13 protein-coding genes are annotated in these 17,145 nt (G+C 71.9%); 5 read left to right on the top strand and 8 right to left on the bottom strand.

Going from position 1 to position 17,145, the window contains the following annotated elements:
* The first annotated feature begins 222 nt into the window (after positions 1-222).
* On the top strand, positions 223-876 hold the full coding sequence (locus ABD236_RS13895) for a L,D-transpeptidase family protein (RefSeq protein WP_344073902.1): 654 nt from the start codon (positions 223-225) through the stop codon (positions 874-876).
* Here ABD236_RS13895 and ABD236_RS13900 read toward each other — a convergent pair.
* The 6 genes from ABD236_RS13900 to ABD236_RS13925 form a co-directional block, all read right to left on the bottom strand.
* The gene (locus ABD236_RS13900; protein WP_344073903.1) at positions 843-1,610 is read right to left on the bottom strand and encodes a hypothetical protein; all 768 of its coding nucleotides are present in this window, start codon (positions 1,608-1,610) and stop codon (positions 843-845) included. The genes ABD236_RS13895 and ABD236_RS13900 overlap by 34 nt on opposite strands.
* 159 nt (positions 1,611-1,769) lie before the next feature.
* The gene (gene rbsD / locus ABD236_RS13905; RefSeq protein ID WP_344073904.1) at positions 1,770-2,159 is read right to left on the bottom strand and encodes a D-ribose pyranase; all 390 of its coding nucleotides are present in this window, start codon (positions 2,157-2,159) and stop codon (positions 1,770-1,772) included.
* Positions 2,156-3,061, bottom strand: a complete 906-nt coding sequence (locus ABD236_RS13910) for a ribokinase (RefSeq protein ID WP_344073905.1) — start codon at positions 3,059-3,061, stop codon at positions 2,156-2,158. The genes rbsD and ABD236_RS13910 overlap by 4 nt, the downstream gene beginning before the upstream one ends.
* A gap of 38 nt (positions 3,062-3,099) precedes the next feature.
* Positions 3,100-5,046 carry an ABC transporter permease/substrate-binding protein gene (locus ABD236_RS13915; protein ID WP_344073906.1) on the bottom strand — a complete coding sequence of 649 codons (1,947 nt, stop codon included), beginning with the start codon at positions 5,044-5,046 and terminating at the stop codon, positions 3,100-3,102.
* Positions 5,036-6,571, bottom strand: a complete 1,536-nt coding sequence (locus ABD236_RS13920; protein ID WP_344073908.1) for a sugar ABC transporter ATP-binding protein — start codon at positions 6,569-6,571, stop codon at positions 5,036-5,038. The genes ABD236_RS13915 and ABD236_RS13920 overlap by 11 nt, the downstream gene beginning before the upstream one ends.
* Entirely contained in the window at positions 6,568-7,584 is a 1,017-nt protein-coding gene (locus tag ABD236_RS13925) for a LacI family DNA-binding transcriptional regulator (protein WP_344073909.1), read from the bottom strand. Before ABD236_RS13925 ends, ABD236_RS13920 begins: the two co-directional genes overlap by 4 nt.
* Before the next feature lie 521 nt (positions 7,585-8,105).
* Between ABD236_RS13925 and ABD236_RS13930 the strand changes: the two genes are divergently transcribed.
* The 3 genes from ABD236_RS13930 (at position 8,106) to ABD236_RS13940 (ending at position 13,193) form a co-directional block, all read left to right on the top strand.
* Entirely contained in the window at positions 8,106-9,572 is a 1,467-nt protein-coding gene (locus ABD236_RS13930; protein WP_344073911.1) for a hydrolase, read from the top strand.
* A gap of 198 nt (positions 9,573-9,770) precedes the next feature.
* Positions 9,771-11,033, top strand: a complete 1,263-nt coding sequence (locus ABD236_RS13935) for a YncE family protein (protein WP_344074234.1) — start codon at positions 9,771-9,773, stop codon at positions 11,031-11,033.
* A 354-nt stretch (positions 11,034-11,387) separates the two neighbouring features.
* Positions 11,388-13,193 carry a M4 family metallopeptidase gene (locus ABD236_RS13940; protein ID WP_344073913.1) on the top strand — a complete coding sequence of 602 codons (1,806 nt, stop codon included), beginning with the start codon at positions 11,388-11,390 and terminating at the stop codon, positions 13,191-13,193.
* Between the two features lie 124 nt (positions 13,194-13,317).
* On the opposite strand, the gene ABD236_RS13945 is transcribed toward ABD236_RS13940, so the two are convergent.
* Both ABD236_RS13945 and ABD236_RS13950 read right to left on the bottom strand, forming a co-directional pair.
* Positions 13,318-14,796: an MFS transporter gene (locus ABD236_RS13945; RefSeq protein WP_344073914.1), complete on the bottom strand. Its 1,479-nt coding sequence runs from the start codon at positions 14,794-14,796 to the stop codon at positions 13,318-13,320.
* A 169-nt stretch (positions 14,797-14,965) separates the two neighbouring features.
* The gene (locus ABD236_RS13950; RefSeq protein WP_344073915.1) at positions 14,966-15,958 is read right to left on the bottom strand and encodes a GNAT family N-acetyltransferase; all 993 of its coding nucleotides are present in this window, start codon (positions 15,956-15,958) and stop codon (positions 14,966-14,968) included.
* Positions 15,959-16,075: 117 nt separating this feature from the next.
* Between ABD236_RS13950 and ABD236_RS13955 the strand changes: the two genes are divergently transcribed.
* Entirely contained in the window at positions 16,076-17,122 is a 1,047-nt protein-coding gene (locus ABD236_RS13955; protein WP_344073917.1) for a DUF6528 family protein, read from the top strand.
* The last annotated feature ends 23 nt before the right edge of the window (positions 17,123-17,145 follow it).

Here is a 17,145-nt window from a genome sequence, read left to right on the forward strand (position 1 = left end):
GCCGACCAGGCACCGGCCATCGCGTTCACGACGAGCTCGGGCGGGGGGGGCGGCTACCGCGAGCGGCCTACCGCCCGGGTATGAGCCGCCCTCCACGGCTACCCCCGAAGTTCATACGGGTTCAATCCCACGGTGAATGCGGGGCGGTGGCCCGGATTCCTAGGGTGTTCCGCACACCGAGGACATGAGTCCTCGGGGGACCCTCAGGAAGGGAACGAGCCCATGAGCACGGTACGGGGGAAGGCGAAGTTCGCGTACGGCGCCGTCGTCGCGATGGCCGTCACCGGGATCGGCGTCCTGCCGGCGCACGCCGCGCCGGCCCACGCCAAGGCCGCACAGCAGCAGTCGGCGGTGTCGGCCACCGGCTCCACCGGCAAGGCCGCCGCGTCCCGCAGCTACACGTACCTCTCCTTCAAGATCAACCGCAAGGACACCTCCAACTCGCGGCTGAGCCTGGTGTACGTCCAGGTCGTCAACCCGGACAAGGTCCGCACGTACACCGTGAAGACCTGGCGCGCCGGGTCGGGGACGGGCAGCACCAACTCGTGCCTGAAGAACCGCGGTGTGCTGCCCAGCGGTGAGTACAAGATCCAGCAGTTCGAGGCCCACAAGGACGGCGGGCGGGGCGGCATCCATGGTCTCGCCTGGTACATCGGCGAGCACCGCTGCAAGCCGGGCGGTGTGAAGCGGGACGCGCTGTTCGTCCACAGCGAGATGCTGCCCAACGGCAAGCAGGGCTCCACCGAGCCCTACCGCTGGGACGGCAACAGCGACTACAAGTCGAACGGCTGCATAAAGCTCAAGCCGTCCGACGCCCGGGACCTGGCCGGCTTCCGGTCGAACTACCCGCACCCCGGCAAGCTGTACGTGTCCTGACCTGTGCACCGTTCCGGGCCCCCGTCGACCTGCGCCGGCGGGGGCCCGGCCGTGTCCTGGTCGCCCACGAACTCCTCGGCCCCGTACCGCACCGTCGCCTTGTTCCAGTCCACGCCCAGCTCGGCCACGAACTTCTTGGCGAGGGGGAGGTCGGCGAGCGGGGCGATCAGGATGAGGCGGCCGTCCTGGGCGGTGACCGAGCCGCCGCCGAGCTCGTCGCGGGCCTCGGGGTCGGCGAGCAGCGCGTCGTGCAGCTTGCGCGAGGTCACCCCGGTCGCCTCGATGTCGACCGCGTTGGTCTCGGGCGAGGTACGCGGAAGGTGGCGGAACGTCAGCACGGACTCCTGCTTGTACTGCTTGCGAATGACGTCCGCGAGGTGGTGCAGCCCGTTCTTGCTGACGCGGTTGACGTCGAACTCGCGCGAGCGCTCGTACGTCGCCTGCTTGAGGTCCGACGACCAGAAGACGCCGTCGAGCAGCGTCGAGCGGCCGGGCTTGGCGCCGTGGGTGCGGATGATGTTCCGCACCTCGCGGTCGAAGCGGACCAGCCGCGTCTTGAGCCGCGGGTCGGCGGGGTCGGTGATGGTGGCCGTGTTGTCGGTGGCGAAGATCTCGGCCGTCGCCGTGTGGCCCGCCCCAGCCGGGGACGGCGCCGAGGCCGCCGCCGTGCCCGCGCCCGTCACGCCCAGCGTCAGCGCGCCGACCGCCGCGAGGGTGCCCAACCGTCGATTCATTCCCGCAACTCCCTGGCCCGAGGCCCCCGTGGGCCGTGTGATGATGCGTCGGCCGACGCATCGGAGATCACGGTAAGGGGCGTGCGGGGGCGCACTCCGGGATATGTACGCGTATGGCCGATAACCGATGTCGTCGACCCACCCGCCCCCTGCGCCCCCCTAGAAGAACACCCCGCACCTCAGCAGCACGTTCGCGTACGGCCGTGCCTCTCCCGTCCGTACGACCAGCCGCGCCCCCGCCGACAGGGTCTTCAGCTCGTCGTGCGCGACCAGTTCGAGCCCTGGGAAGTGCGCGGCCAGCAGCCGTGCGGCCGACGGGTTCGCCTCGCGCACCTCTCGCGCGGCCGTCGCGGCCTCCACCACCAGCTCGGCGAGGAGCCCGTCGAGCACCTCCGCGAACGAGGGCACCCCGGCCCGGAAAGCCAGGTCGACCACGCGAGGGCCGGGCGGGATGGGCATGCCCGCGTCGCACACGAGGACCCCGTCGCCGTGACCCAACTCGGCCAGCGCACCCGACAGATGGCGGTTGAGGATGCCGTTCTTCTTCACCGGGCGAAGACCTCGTCGGCGGTGGGGAAGGAGTCCTGCGCGCCCTGCCGGGTGACGGCGGCCGCGCCGACCCGGGCGGCGAAGGCGGCGGCTTGCGCCAGGCTCTCGCGCAGGCTGAGGCGCCAGGCGAGCGCGGCGGTGAAGGCGTCGCCCGCGCCGGTCGTGTCCACCGCGTCGACCCGCGGGCTCTCCACCCGTACGGACGAGGTCGTGCTGCCCTCCGCGACCAGGGCGCCCGCCGCGCCCAGCGTGATCACCACCGAGCGCGGGCCGCGCAGCAGCAGCGCCCGCGCCCAGTCCTCGGGGGCCGGGCCCGCCGAGTCGCCCAGCAGGAAGCGGGCCTCGTGCTCGTTGACGATCAGCGGGTCGCAGGCCGCGAGCACCTCGGCGGGCAGCGGGCCGGCGGGCGAGGGGTTGAGGACGAACCGGCTGTCGAACGCGAGGCTGCGGACGGTCTCGACCACCGTCTCCAGCGGGATCTCCAGCTGCGCGGAGACCACCCGCGAGGCCTGGAAGAGGCTGGCAGCGGCGCGTACGTCCTGCGGGGTGAGGCGGGCGTTGGCGCCCGGCGAGACCACGATGCTGTTGTCCCCGGACGGGTCCACCGTGATCAGTGCGACCCCGGTGGGCGCCCCGCCGACGAGCATGCCGACGGTGTCGACACCGGCCGCCCGCTGGGAGTCGAGCAGCAGCCGCCCGTAACCGTCGTCGCCGACACGGGCAAGCAGCGCGGCGCGCGCCCCGAGCCGGGCGGCTGCCACGGCCTGGTTGGCGCCCTTGCCGCCCGGGTGGACCGCCAGGTCCGAGCCGAGGACCGTCTCGCCGGGACCGGGGCGCCGCTCGACGCCGATGACGAGGTCGGCGTTGGCGGACCCGACGACCAGGAGGTCGTAGTCGTACATCCCTGTCCTGCTTTCGCTGAGTGGCGGGTGGGCGTCCGTCATGAGAAGTCGGCGGCGTTCTGCCGGGTGACGACCTTGACCGGGACCTTCACCATGTTGTCGACCGTGTCGCCGCCCGCCGCCCGCACCGCGTTGCGCACCGCGATACGGCCGAGTTCGGCGGGCTGCTGCGCGACCGACGCGTACAGCGTGCCCGCCGCGACCGCCTTCAGGCCATCGGGTGTGCCGTCGAAGCCGACCACGGCGACCGAGGTGCCCGCCTTCTGCCCCAGCGCCTTGGCCGCGCCGAGCGCCATCTCGTCGTTCTCGGCGAAGACGCCGGTCACCTCGGGGTGGGACTGGAGCAGGTTGGTCATGACGTCGAGGCCCTTGGTGCGGTCGAAGTCGGCGGGCTGACGGGCGACCACGGTGATGCCGGGGTAGGCCTTGATGCCCTCGGCGAAGCCCTGGCCGCGCTCGCGGCTGGCGGAGGTGCCCGCGGTGCCCTGGAGGACGACGATCCTGCCCTTGCCGCCGAGCTTGTCCGCGAGGGTCTTCGCGGCGAGGCGGCCGCCCGCCACGTTGTCGGAGGCGACGAGGGTGGCGGTCTCGGCCTTGTTGACGCCCCGGTCGGCGGCGACCACCGGGATGTCCGCCTTGCCGGCGCCGCGCACCGACGGCCCCACGGCGTCCGAGTCGACGGGGTTGACGATGATCGCCTTCACTCCGGACCCGGTGAAGTTCTGGATCTGGTTGGCCTGTTGGGAGGCGTCGTTCTGGGCGTCGGTGACGGTCAGGTCGATGCCCGCCGCCTTCGCCTCGGCCTTGGCCCCGGCCGCCATCTGCACGAAGAACGGGTTGTTGAGGGTGGAGAGCGACATGCCCACCTTGGTGGACGAGCCGGACGAGCCGGTGTTCACGAACGAGAGGGCTCCCAGGACCGCCGCCAGGGCGACGGCGGCGAGCGCGAGTCCGGCCGCGCTCCGCTTGCCGCCGGACCCGGGCGCGCTCCCGGCGCCGGGCGCCGCCGTCCCGGCGCGGCGCCGTGCCGTGTCGAGCAGCACCGCGAGCGCGATGACGGCGCCGATGACGACCTGCTGCCAGAACGCCGACACCGACAGCAGGTTGAGGCCGTTGCGCAGCACCGCGAGGATCAGCGCCCCGATGAGGGTGCCGGACGCCTTGCCGACGCCGCCGGACAGGCTGGCGCCGCCGATGACGACGGCCGCGATCGCGTCGAGCTCGTACCCCTGGGCGGCCTGCGGCTGCGCGGAGACCAGCCGGGAGGCGAGCACGATGCCCGCGACGGCGGCGAAGAGGCCGGAGAGCGCGTAGATCGCGATCTTCTGCTGCTTGACCCGCAGCCCGGAGAGCCGGGCCGCCTCCTCGTTGCCGCCGATCGCGTACATCGCGCGTCCGATGTACGTACGGGACAGGATCAGGGCCGTGAGCAGCCCCATCGCCACCATCACGAGCACCGGGACCGGCAGGTGCCCGCCGAGGGTGTCGCCCACCCGGGAGACGGACTCGGGGAAGGCGATCGGGCTGCCCTGCGAGATGACCAGCGACAGGCCCCGGCCGACCGACAGCATGGCCAGGGTGGCGATGAACGGGGGGAGCCTGCCGTACGAGACGAGGGCGCCGTTGACGACGCCGCAGGCCAGGCCCGTGCCGATGGCGAGGACGACCGCGAGCCAGACCGGCAGGCCCTGCTTTGTCGCGGACCAGGCGAGCACGGTCGCGCTCAGGGCCGCCACGGAACCGACGGACAGGTCGATGCCGGCCGAGACGATGACGAAGGTGACGCCGAAGGCCAGGATCGCGGTGACGGCGGCCTGGACGCCGACGTTGAGCAGGTTCTGCGTGGTCAGGAAGTCACCGGAGAGCAGCGACATCGCCACCGCCAGGACCACCAGGGCGGTCAGGGCGCCGTTGTCGAGCAGCAGTCGGCGCACGGCCCGGGCGCCGCTCGCGCCCGTGGTGCTCTGGAGCGTGTCAGTGGCCACGGGAGCCCTCCTCCTGGTGCGGTGCCGGGGCGGCGGGGGCCGTGCCGACGGCGAGTTCCATGACGGCCTCCTGGGTGGCGCTCTCGGCCGGGAGTTCACCGGCGATCCGGCCCTGGGCCATGACGAGCACCCGGTCGCTCATGCCGAGGACCTCGGGCAGATCGCTGGAGATCATGAGGACGGCGTGGCCGGAGGCGGTCAGTTCGTTGATGAGGCGGTAGATCTCGACCTTGGCGCCGACGTCGATGCCCCGGGTCGGCTCGTCGAGGATGAGCACCTTCGTCTCGGCCAGCAGCCACTTGCCGATGACGACCTTCTGCTGGTTGCCGCCGGAGAGGGTGCGCACCTGCTGGCCGAGCCCGGCCATCCGTACGCCCAGCTCGCCGGCGATCCGCGCGGCGGCGGCGCGTTGGCCCCTGCGGTCCACGAGCCCGGCGCGGGTGGCCGAGCGCAGGGTGACCAGGCCGAGGTTCTCCTGTACGGAGGCGTCCAGGACGAGCCCCTGGCCCTTGCGGTCCTCGGGGACGAGGCCGATCCCGGCGCCCATGGCGGCGTTCACGTCGTGCCGGGGCAACCGTGCGCCCAGCACCTCCACGGTTCCGCTGTCGTAGCGGTCGGCGCCGAACACGGCCCGGGCGACCTCGGTGCGGCCCGCGCCGACCAGCCCCGCCAGGCCGACGACCTCACCGGCGCGGACCTCGAAGCCCACGTCGCGGAAGACGCCGTCGCGGGTGAGCCCGCGCACCGAGAGCAACGGGGGTCCGATGTCCGGGCGTTCGCGCGGGTACTGCTGGTCGATGTCGCGCCCCACCATCAGCCGCACGAGTTCGTCCTCGGGGGTGGTGGCGGGCACCTGGCCGACGCTGCGGCCGTCGCGCAGTACGGTGACGCGGTCGCCGAGGGCCGCGATCTCCTCGAGGTGGTGGGTGATGAAGACGATCCCCACGCCCTCGGCCCGCAGCGAGCACACGATCGTGAAGAGCTTGTCGACCTCCTCGGAGGTGAGGACGGCGGTGGGCTCGTCCATGATGAGGACGCGGGCGTCGAGGCTGAGCGCCTTGGCGATCTCCACCATCTGGAGCCGGGCGATGCCCAGTTCGCGTACGCGCGCGTGGGGCGGCACGTCGACGCCGACCCGCTCCAGGAGCACGGCGGCGTCCGCCTCCATCTTCTTGCGGTCGATCATCCCGAAGCGGCGCGGCTGGCGGCCCAGGAAGATGTTCTCCGCGACCGAGAGGTCGGGGACGAGGGTGAACTCCTGGTGGATGGTGGCGATGCCGAGCCGTTCGGCGTCCTGGGCGCCGTGGACGCGCACCTCGCGCCCGTCGACCAGGACGCGGCCCGCGTCGGGGCGGTGGACGCCGGAGAGCACCTTGATGAGGGTGCTCTTGCCCGCCCCGTTCTCACCGAGCAGGACGTGCACCTCGCCCCGGCGCAGGGTGAGGTCGACGCCGTCGAGGGCGAGCACACCGGGGAAGGCCTTGCGTATGCCTTCGACGCGCAGCAGGTCGTCGGTGGCGCTCACGGGGTGCTCCCGGGGGTCGGGGCGGCCTCGCCGCAGGAGCTGCGGACGACCAGGCGCGCGGGCAGGGTGACGGACTGCGGGGGCCGTCCCTCGATCCGGTCGACGAGGGCGCGCACGGCGGCCCGGCCCAGTTCGCCGGTGGGCTGGGCGATCGCGGTGATCGGCGGGTCGGTGTGGACGAACCACGGGATGTCGTCGAAGGCGGCGAGCCCGATGTCGTGCGGCACCCGCAGACCGTGCGCGCGGATCGCGTCGAGCGCGCCGAGCGCCATCAGGTTGTCCGCGGCGAAGACGACCTCGGGCGGCTCGGGGAGCGCCAGGAAGCGCTCGGTGCTGCGGCGGCCGCTGTCGGCCTGGAAGTCGCCGTGGCCGATGTAGGCCTCGGGCAGCGCGAGCCGGTGCTCGCGCAGGGCCTCGCGGAAGGCCTCGACGCGCTCGCTGCCGGTGGTGGTGGCGGCCGGGCCCGCGATGATCGCGAGCCTGCGGTGGCCCAGGGCGTGCAGATGCGCGACGAGGTCGCGGACGGCGGCGCGGCCGTCGGCCCGGACGACGGGGACGTCCACGCCGGGGATCCAGCGGTCGACGAAGACCATGGGGGTGCCGGCGCGGGCCGCGTCCAGCATCAGCGGGGAGCCGCCGTCGGTGGGCGAGACGAGCAGGCCGTCGATCCTGCGGTCGAGGAGCGTGCGGACGTGGTGGTCCTGGAGGTCGGGTTGTTCGTCGGCGTTGCCGATGATGACGCTGTAGCCGAGCGCGCGGGCCTCCTCCTCGACGGAGCGGGCGAGTTCGGTGAAGTACGGGTTGAGCACGTCGCTGATGACCAGGCCCAGGGTGCGGGTCTGGTCGGTGCGCAGCGACCTGGCCACGGCGTTGGGCCGGTAGCCGAGCCCGTCGACGGCGGCGAGGACGCGGGCGCGCGCCTCGGGGCTGACGGACGGGTGGCTGTTGAGGACGCGGGAGACCGTGGCGACGGACACGCCCGCGCGGGCCGCCACGTCCTTGATGCTGGCCATGCGCCGGACCACCTCCTTGCGAGCCCGTGCTGCTCCTGAGCCCGTGGAATCGATTACACGGAGGATTGGAATCGATTACAGGCCCCTGGGCAAGCCCCCGCCTCCGCTCCGAGATCCGATCGTGATGAACGCCGACCCGGACGAACGGCACGGCGGACGGCCGGCGGCGGCTCGGCGGCGGGCTTCCGCCGGCACCGGTGTCGGACATCACATACGACCGCGCCCACCCGTGACTGGCGGCAGCCGCCTTCGGGCGCAGCTCCCCCAGCCTCCCTACTGGTCAATAGATTTGACGGCCCATCAGGCCGTGGCCGCCCCCGTCGGCGAGGGCCCGTGCACGCCCGCGCGCGGCGCGGCCCGGGGCGGCCGGTTCACATCGGTCCCATTTGGCCACTGCACCGATTCGATCTCGCCATGTACCGTTCAAATGCGCGTCGGCCGGCAGCCTCCCAACTGCCGTTCTACGCGCGCAGACTGGGCGCCCGCACCGCCTCTCCCCCACCCCTCATGGAGGTAGCAGGATGCTCCGAACCCGGAGTTCCGCAAGGTCACGGCAGAGACTCACGACCGCACTCGCCGTGTTCGGCATACTCGGCGGCGGCACCGCCGCACTGGCCGTCACCGCTCCCCCGGCCGCCGCGGCCACCACCCCGCACCGCGTGCTCTTCGACAACTCGAAGGCCGAGACCGCGGGCAACGCCGACTGGATCATCGGAACCAGCCAGCCGGACCCGCTGGGCCAGAAGGCCGCTCCCACGGCGGAGAAGGACTGGACCGGGGCCCTGTCGGCCTGGGGCGTCGCCCTCCAGAAGACCGGCGACTACTCGCTCAAGACGCTGCCGTCCGGCAACACGATCACCTACGGCACCTCCTCGGCGCTGGACCTCCAGAACTTCGACACGTTCGTGCTGCCCGAGCCGAACGTACTGCTCTCCGCGTCCGAGAAGACCGCCGTGATGAAGTTCGTCCAGAACGGCGGAGGTCTGTTCATGATCTCCGACCACACCGGCTCGGACCGCAACAACGACGGCGCGGACGCGGTGAAGGTCCTCAACGACCTGATGACCGACAACAGCGTGGACAGCACCGACCCGTTCGGTTTCTCCATCGACTCGCTGAACATCGCCACCGACAACCCGAAGGCCGTCGCGAACACCACGGACCCGGTGCTCAACGGCCCCTTCGGCAAGGTCACCGGCAGCATCATCCGCAACGGCACGACCGCCACGCTCAAGCCCGCGGACAACCCGGCCGTCAAGGGCCTGGTGTACCGCACGGGCTCGTCCGGCAACACCGGCGCGTTCTTCGCGACCAGCACCTTCGGCAGCGGCCGGGTGGCGTTCTGGGGCGACAGCTCGCCCATCGACGACGGCACCGGCCAGTCGGGCAACAACCTCTTCGACGGGTGGGACGACCCGGCCGGCACGGACGCGGCCCTCGCCCTCAACGGCACCCAGTGGCTCTCCGGCGCCACGGGGTCGACCGGTGGCGGAGGCGGCGGGGGCGGCGGCACCTGCACCGCGGCCCAGCTGCTCGCCAACCCCGGCTTCGAGTCCGGCGCCACGGCGTGGTCGGGCACCAGCGGTGTCATCACCACCGACTCCGGCGAGCCCGCGCGCACCGGCTCGTACAAGGCGTGGCTGAGCGGCTACGGCTCCGCGCACACCGACACGCTCTCCCAGACGGTGACGGTCCCGGCGGGCTGCACCAGCGCCAAGCTCAGCTTCTACCTGCACGTCGACACCGCCGAGACGACCACCACGACGGCGTACGACACCCTCAAGGCGCAGGTGCTCGACGGCAGCGGAGCGGTGCTGTCCACCCTCGCCACGTACTCCAACCTCGACGCGGCCGGCGGCTACACCCAGCGGACCCTCGACCTCGGCGGATACGCCGGGCAGACGGTCACGGTGAGGTTCACCGGCACCGAGGGCTCCCAGCTTCAGACGTCGTTCGTCATCGACGACACGGCGCTCGACGTGAGCTGAGGGACCGACCCGGAAACAGGCTCAGGCCGACGAGGCACGCCGACTGCCGCCCACCCGCCGCCGGGTGGGCGGCAGTCGGCGTGCCCGGGGACGGCCGTCGTCATGGCTCTTGTCTTGTGGGGCGCCGCTCACTACCTTCCGGTAGCCACATCGCACCGTGATTGTCAGGCCTCCCCCACAAGATCATCCGGAGTGACGATGTCCGTGTACCGCACCCTCGGCTCCCTGGCGGCCGTGGTGACCCTGGCCGTCGCCGGGTCCACCACGACCGCGACCGCCTCCCTGCCGTCGCCGGGCTCCGGCGCCGCGCCGCTGCGGGAGGTGATGTTCGTGGGCAACAACTGGGACGGCACCGCCGACGTCGTGAAGTCCAGCGGCGACCTGGCCCGCATCGGCCGGGTCAACGTCATCCCGGACAAGGACCAGCGCCTCACCGAGATCTATCTCAACCCGATCAAACTGGCCTATTTCCTCGGCATCAGACAGGGCCCCGGCGAGGGCCACGACCAGTTCGTCGACGACATGTACTCCACCCCCGACGGCTCCTCCGTGGTGGTCTCCCGGCCCAGCTTCGCCGACGTGGTGTCCATCGACCTGGCCACCGGACGTGTCAACTGGCGCTTCCCGGTGTCGGGTTACCGCTCGGACCACATGGCGGTCTCCCCGGACGGCACCCGGGTCGCCGTCTCCGCCTCCACCTCGAACACCGTGCACGTCCTGGACATCGCGACCGGGCGCCAGCTCGGCTCGTTCGCGACCGGCGACAAACCCCATGAGAACGTCTTCACCGACGGCGGCGAGTACCTGTGGAACATGGCGATCGGCGAGGTGCACACGGCCCTCGACGACCCGGCGTGGGACTGGACGAAGGGCGACCGGCACATCACGGTCGTGGACGCGCACACCTTCAAGCCCGTCAAGGTCATCGACATGCGCGACCGACTCGACGCGTTCGGCCGAAAGGACCTCTCCGACGCCGTCCGGCCCGTGGTCTTCACCCCCGACGAGTCGAAGCTGTACTTCCAGGTGTCGTTCTTCAACGGCTTCCTCGAGTACGACATCGCCGCCGACCGGATCACCCGCGCCAAGACCCTCCCCAAGAACCCCGCGACTAGCGAGGACCGCACCACCTGGGTCAACGACTCGCGCCACCACGGCCTGTCGATCAGCCCCGACGGCGGCAAGCTCTGCGTCGCCGGGACCATGGACGACTACGCCACGGTCGTGGACCGCGCCACCTTGCGGGAAGGGCCGCTGGTTCCCGCCTCCAAGCCGTACTGGGCGACCGTCAGCGGTGACGGCACGTCCTGTGTCATCTCCGAGAGCGGGGCGGACCGGATCACCGCGATCGACTTCGCGACCGGGCGCAAGACGGTGTCCGTCGCGGTCGGCGACCATCCGCAGCGGGTGCGCCTCGGCCATGTCGCCGCCGACTGGACCGGCCCGGCGGCGCACAACTAGACGGGCCGATCCGGGCGTTTACCGCCATATCCGCAGGAACCGCCGTCCGTACCGTGTGATCACCAGCACACCGTACGGACGGCGCAACCATGTTGGCCGTCCGCACATCTGGACCAGTGGCACGATCAGGGGAACGCGACGGACACCCGGCCTGGTCACCCCGCGTTCTCCTGCCTCGGAACGATTGTTAAATCTGAGTTCCGAATGTACGCAAGCCGAACAAACGTCTTTACATGCGCATGTCAGGCATAGCAGTGTTCGGTCGGGACCACACGGTCCCCGCGGTGCCGGAGCGCACCGTGCGTACGGGCGGTTGTAGCCGGCCGCCCCCGCACCACATAAGGACCCTCCATAGTGCGTACACCCCACATACGCAGACTGGCGATCGCGCTGGCCGTCACCACGGCCGCGACCATCACGGCAGGGGGCGTGGGCACCGCCTTCGCGACCTCCGCCTCGACCGGAACCGCCTCGGTCGCCTCTGTCAAGGCCGCCAAGTCGGTCGTGGACGCGGCGCGCGCCGCCGCCTTCGCGCACGCCTCCGCCACGGGTGTCTCCAAGGACGACACCCTGACGGCCACCGACACCCTGATCGACCCGGACGGCAAGCAGCACGTCCGGTTCGTCCGCGCCCACAAGGGCCTGCCGGTCCTCGGCGGCGACCTGGTCGTGCACCTCGACGCCAAGTCGACGTACCTCGACGTGACCCGCGCGTCCCGCCACGAGGTCACCGTCGCCGCCAAGGCGCCGAAGCTGACGGCCGAGCAGGCCAAGGCGAAGGCCGCCTCGCGGGCCAAGGGCGACGCCGGCGCCGCCGAGCTCGTCGTCGACGCGCGCGCCGGGCGCACCACGCTCGCCTACCAGATCAAGGTGAGCAACAGCAGGACCACCGAGGCGGGCGGCGTCCGTACGGTCGTCATCGACGCCACCACGGGCGCCGTGCTCACCGACATTCCGGCGGCGGACACCTTCATCTCGCCGAGCCTCAGGGCCAAGCTGCGCCAGAGCGGCCAGAAGGCCACTCCGCGCACGGGCGCCACCGCCTCCGGCGCCGCCGCCGCGGCGTCCGGGGCCCGGCCGTTCAACCCGCCGAGGGCCGCGGGCATCCCCTCGGTCGGCTCCGGCGCGTCGATCTTCGTCGGCCAGGTGCCGCTGAACACCCTGAAGACCGGCACCAGCTCGTACCTGCTCAAGGACGCCACCCGCGGCAACACGGAGACCCGTGACGCGGGCGGCCGTGAGCTGGAGAAGTTCTCCCTGGGCAAGGCGTTCACCAGCACCAGCAACAACTGGGGCAACGGCGCTGTGAGCAACCGCCAGTCGGCCGCGGTGGACGCCCAGTACGGCATCGTCAGCACCCTCGACTTCTACAAGAAGGTGCTGAACCGCAACGGCGTCAAGAACGACGGCGCCGGCGCCCACGCGATGGTGCACTTCGGCAGTAACGTGGGCAACGCCTTCTGGTACTCCGAGTGCGGCTGCATGCTCTACGGCGACGGTGACGGCCAGGACTTCACCCAGCCGCTGGTCGTGCTCGACGTCACGGGCCACGAGCTCACCCACGGCGTCGTCGACGCCACGGCCAACCTCCAGCCCACCCGGGTGGACGAGCAGGGCAACCAGTTCGGCGAGCCGGGCTCGCTCAACGAGTCGCTGGCGGACATCTTCGGCAGCAACGTCGAGTTCCAGACCAACAACCCCGCCAACCCGCCGAACTACCTGATCGGCGAGAAGCTGGGCCTGGCGCAGCAGTTCCTGCGCCGCCTGGACAGGCCCTCGCTCGACAAGCTCGAGCGCACGGTCGACTACTGGTCGCCGGCCTCGTACGACGCCGAGGTGCACGGCGGTTCCGGTGTCTCCTCGCACGCTTACTACCTGCTCGCCGAGGGCAGCGGCAAGAAGACCATCGGCAAGGTCGACTACGACTCGCCGACGTACGACGGCTCGACCGTGACCGGCATCGGCCGGGACAAGGCGACGCAGATCTTCTACCGCGCCCTGACCCGCTACATGGTCTCCAGCACCGACTTCCACGGCGCCCGTACGGCGACGCTGAAGGCGGCGAGCGACCTGTACGGCGCGAACAGCGCCGAGTACAAGACGGTCGACAAGGCCTGGGCCGCGGTCAACGTCACCGTGGCGAACACGCCGAAGCGCTGACACCCGGCGCGGTTTCCAGGAGGCGCCCCCGCGGGATCCGCGGCGGCGCCTTCGGCGTCGGTCGAGCAGATCTTGAGCGACACGTGCGGGTGCGTCAACGGGTGAGGGCGCCGACCCGGCCCCTTCACCCGCCGGCGGTCGCCTCGCGCACCGACAGAGGGGTGGCGATGTCCTCCAGTGCCTTGCCCTCGGCGTCGACCGCGAAGAACGCCGCCACCAGGCCGGCCACCGTCATCAGCGCGGCGCCCACGCAGAACGCCACGACCGCGTCGGCGACCACGCCGCTGGAGGTCAGACCGGAGAAGACCAGCGGCCCGGAGATACCGCCCGCCGCCGTACCGATGGCGTAGAAGAACGCGATCGCCATCGCGCGCGTCTCCATCGGGAAGATCTCACTCACCGTCAGATACGCCGAACTGGCTCCCGCCGATGCGAAGAACAGCACCACGCACCAGCACGCGGTCATGGTGGTCGCGGTCAGCCACCCCTGGCTGAAGAACCAGGCGGTGACGAAGAGCAGCGAGCCGGAGAGCAGATACGTCCCGGCGATCATCACCTTGCGTCCGACGGTGTCGAAGAACCGGCCGAGCAGCAGCGGCCCGAGGAAGTTCCCGAAGGCCACGACGGCGAAGAAGTAGCCCGTCGCCCCGCTGGAGACATCGAAGAACTTCACCAGGATCGAGCTGAAACCGAAGGTGATGGCGTTGTAGAGGAAGGCCTGTCCGATGAAGAGGGCGAAACCCAGCACGGCGCGCTTGGGGTAGGAGCGGAAGAGGGTCCTGGCGATCTCGACGAACCCGACGCTCTCGCGCTGCTCGATGGTGATGGGGCGGCCCGGCGCGGGCAGCGGTTCGCCCTTCTCCTCCTCGACCTGCCGCTCCACGTCGTCGACGAGCCCCTCCGCGCCCTCCTCGTGACCGTGGATGAACATCCAGCGCGGGCTCTCCGGCACATGGCGCCGCACCACCAGGATGACGAGCCCGAGCACCACACCGAGGGCGAAGGTGAGCCGCCAGCCGAGGTCCTTGGGGAAGATGGCGGTGTTCAGGGCGAGTACGGACAGCAGCGCGCCGCCCATCGCGCCGAGCCAGTAGCTGCCGTTGATGATCAGGTCCACCCGGCCGCGGTACTTGCTGGGGATGAGCTCGTCGATGGCGGAGTTGATGGCCGCGTACTCGCCGCCGATGCCGAAGCCCGTCAGGAAGCGGAAGAGGAAGAACCACCAGGCGGAGAAGGACAGCGCGGTCATGGCGGTGGCCGCCAGATAGACGGCGAGGGTGATCAGGAAGAGCTTCTTGCGGCCGTAGCGGTCGGTGAGCCAGCCGAAGAACAGCGCGCCGGAGCAGGCCCCGGCCACATACAGCGCGGCGCCCACTCCGGTGACCTGGGCGTCGGTGATGGCCAGCCCGCTGCCGTCCTCGGAGAGGCGGCTGGCGATGTTGCCGACGACGGTGACTTCGAGGCCGTCGAGGATCCAGACGGTGCCGAGCCCGATGACGATCATCCAGTGCCAGCGCGACCACGGCAGCCGGTCCAGCCGCGCGGGCACCTCGGTGGTGATGGTCCGGCCTCGCGCCGCGCTGTCGGTCGTCGCACCGTCCATCCGTGCCTCCTGACTGCCACGGGCCGCTGAGCGCCCGGGATACCGGACGTGTCCGCCACGGGTACCCGAAGATCATCGCGACTAACCGCGCTCGCGCCGCCCGTACCCGTTCGTGTGGAGCACTTCGCGCGGCCGTCCGGCGGTGTGCGTCGGCCCGTCCGCGCGCCGCTCAGCCGCGCAGCGGCCGGGCGTACGTGACGTACTCGCGGTGGGCCGCGAAGCCCAGCCGTTCGTACAGGCCCAGCGCGCCGGACGGGTTGGCGGTGTCGACGGTCAGCGAGGCGGTGTCGTAGCCGTGGGTGAGGGCCGCGTCGAGGGTGGCGGCCATCAGGGCGGGGGCCGCGCCGAGGCCCCGGTGCGAGCGGCGGGTGGCGAGATAGCCGATGTGGCAGTCGCGGGACCCCTCGGCCGCGGTGTCCGCGTCGTACTCCTCGGCGATGAGGTACGCCACCACCTCGTCGCCGTCCAGGAGCAGCCGCGACAGGGCCGGGCGGAACGAGCGGGCGCCCACCACCCAGGTCCGCCAGTCCGTCGCGTCCATCGCGGTGAAGTCCCAGTGGTCCCGGAAGGCGTCGTTGTGGGCCAGCCGGGTGGCCTCCTCGTAGGCGCTCTCGAACGGCACCAGCCGCAGCCCCTGCGGCACGCCCCCGGTCACCGGGCGGCCCGTGGTGAGCGGATGGGTCATCTCGAACCACCACCGGCAGGCGGTGAACCCGCCGCTCGACGCCAGCGCCTCCAGGTTCGCGTCGCGGGACTTGCCGTTGATCAACAGCTCGCCCGGCAGCCGCGCGAAGCCCTCCGCGTGCAGCGCGCGGGCCCGCGCGTCCATCCAGGAGACCAGATGGCGGCCGAGCCCCTGGCGCCGCCACTCGGGGCGGACCGCCGCGTCGCTCCGGAAGCGGGCCGCGTCCACGGCGCCGTCCGGGGTGTGCACCACGGCGTACGCGACCATCCGCGCACCGTCCCACAGCGTCAGCGTGTCCCGCCCGAGGTCCAGCTTGGGGTTCTCCAGCTCCTCGGCGAGGTCGTCCGCGTCGACGTGGTGGCCGGTCCGGTCGGCCCGCTCGGCGTCCGCGCGCAGGTCCAGCCAGGCGGGCACGTCGGCCTTGCCCATCGGCCGCGTCAGGAACCCCCCGGGGGCGAGGTGCGACGTGGTGTTCACCGCTCCATGGTCGGCCGTGCGCACGACCTGTGCCCGCTGGCCCGTCCGGGTGGAGTACGCGGGGACTCGGCGCCCCCTCACCGTGGCGGATGACAGCGCCTGTCAACGTAGGGCCGCGTGTCCACGCCGCGTCCCGCGCCCCCTTCGCACCCTGTCCGCCGCACCCTGCTGCGCGCCGCCGTGGCCGGCGGGCTCACCGCGCTCACGGCGCCGAAGGCCCACGCGGCCGCTTCCGCGCCCCGGCCCTCCGGGGTGCCGGGGACCCAGATCCTCGCCTGTGACCAGGCGTCCCAGTCGGTGCTCCTGCTCGACGCGACCAGCGCTTACTGGCGGGCCGGGCAGAGCGACCGGACGGCGCGGGCCGCCGACCTGCTGCCGCTCTGGTCCTGGACACCCGTGAACGACCCCGGGCTCGCGGACCTGGATCCGAGGAGCGCCTGGCTGAACGTCAGCGAGGCCAAGGCCCGGTCCACCGCTTCCGGCACGCTCCTGCTGACCTGCGCCTCCGGCGGGTTCGTGGCGGCGGTGCGGCGCGAGGACGGGGCGGTGTACTGGGCGACGGCGCTGCCCGCCTGGACCAACCCGCACACCGTGGAGCTGCTGCCGGACGGCAATATCGCGGTGGCGGCGAGCACCGGCGGTTTCGTCCGCGTCTACACCGCCTCGCAGGGCGTGCGCTCCGGCGTGCACGCCTCGTTCACGCTGCCCGGCGCGCACGGGCTGCTGTGGGACAAGGGCAGCGGGCTGCTGTGGGCGCTGGGCGAGCGGCTGCTGGTGGGCCTGGCGGTGGAGGGCGGCGCCGCGAGCCCCCGGCTGACGGCGGCCCGCACGGTCACGCTGCCCGAGCCCGGCGGCCACGACCTGGCGCGGGCGCTCGGCGCGGAATCCCAGCTGTGGCTGTCGACGAGCGTCCATGTGCGCCGGTACGCCGTCGGCACCGGCGCGTTCGTCCCGTACCCGGACCAGGCCGCTGTCGACCGGGCCTCGGTCAAGAGCGTCAGCCAGAACCCCGTGACCGGGCAGCTGCTGACGGTGAGCCCCGAGCCGGGCTCCCCCTGCCCCTGGTGCACCTCGCGCATCAGCTTCCACGGCCCGGGCGGCGAGGAGGAGCTGAAGGGGTCGAGCCTGTACAAGGCGCGCTGGTGGACGGCCGACGCGCCGTGACGTCCGGCCGCCGGGGGAAAGCG

Origin of the sequence: Streptomyces crystallinus, assembly GCF_039521265.1 — a bacterium.
Classification (GTDB): domain Bacteria; phylum Actinomycetota; class Actinomycetes; order Streptomycetales; family Streptomycetaceae; genus Streptomyces; species Streptomyces crystallinus.

Bases quoted from the DNA above. Each gene is read 5' to 3' on its own strand.
- ABD236_RS13895 (WP_344073902.1), top strand. From the start codon at position 223: ATGAGCACGGTACGGGGGAAGGCGAAGTTCGCGTACGGCGCCGTCGTC.
- ABD236_RS13900 (WP_344073903.1), bottom strand. From the start codon at position 1,610: ATGAATCGACGGTTGGGCACCCTCGCGGCGGTCGGCGCGCTGACGCTG.
- ABD236_RS13910 (WP_344073905.1), bottom strand. From the start codon at position 3,061: ATGTACGACTACGACCTCCTGGTCGTCGGGTCCGCCAACGCCGACCTC.
- ABD236_RS13925 (WP_344073909.1), bottom strand. From the start codon at position 7,584: ATGGCCAGCATCAAGGACGTGGCGGCCCGCGCGGGCGTGTCCGTCGCC.
- ABD236_RS13930 (WP_344073911.1), top strand. From the start codon at position 8,106: ATGCTCCGAACCCGGAGTTCCGCAAGGTCACGGCAGAGACTCACGACC.
- ABD236_RS13935 (WP_344074234.1), top strand. From the start codon at position 9,771: ATGTCCGTGTACCGCACCCTCGGCTCCCTGGCGGCCGTGGTGACCCTG.
- ABD236_RS13945 (WP_344073914.1), bottom strand. From the start codon at position 14,796: ATGGACGGTGCGACGACCGACAGCGCGGCGCGAGGCCGGACCATCACC.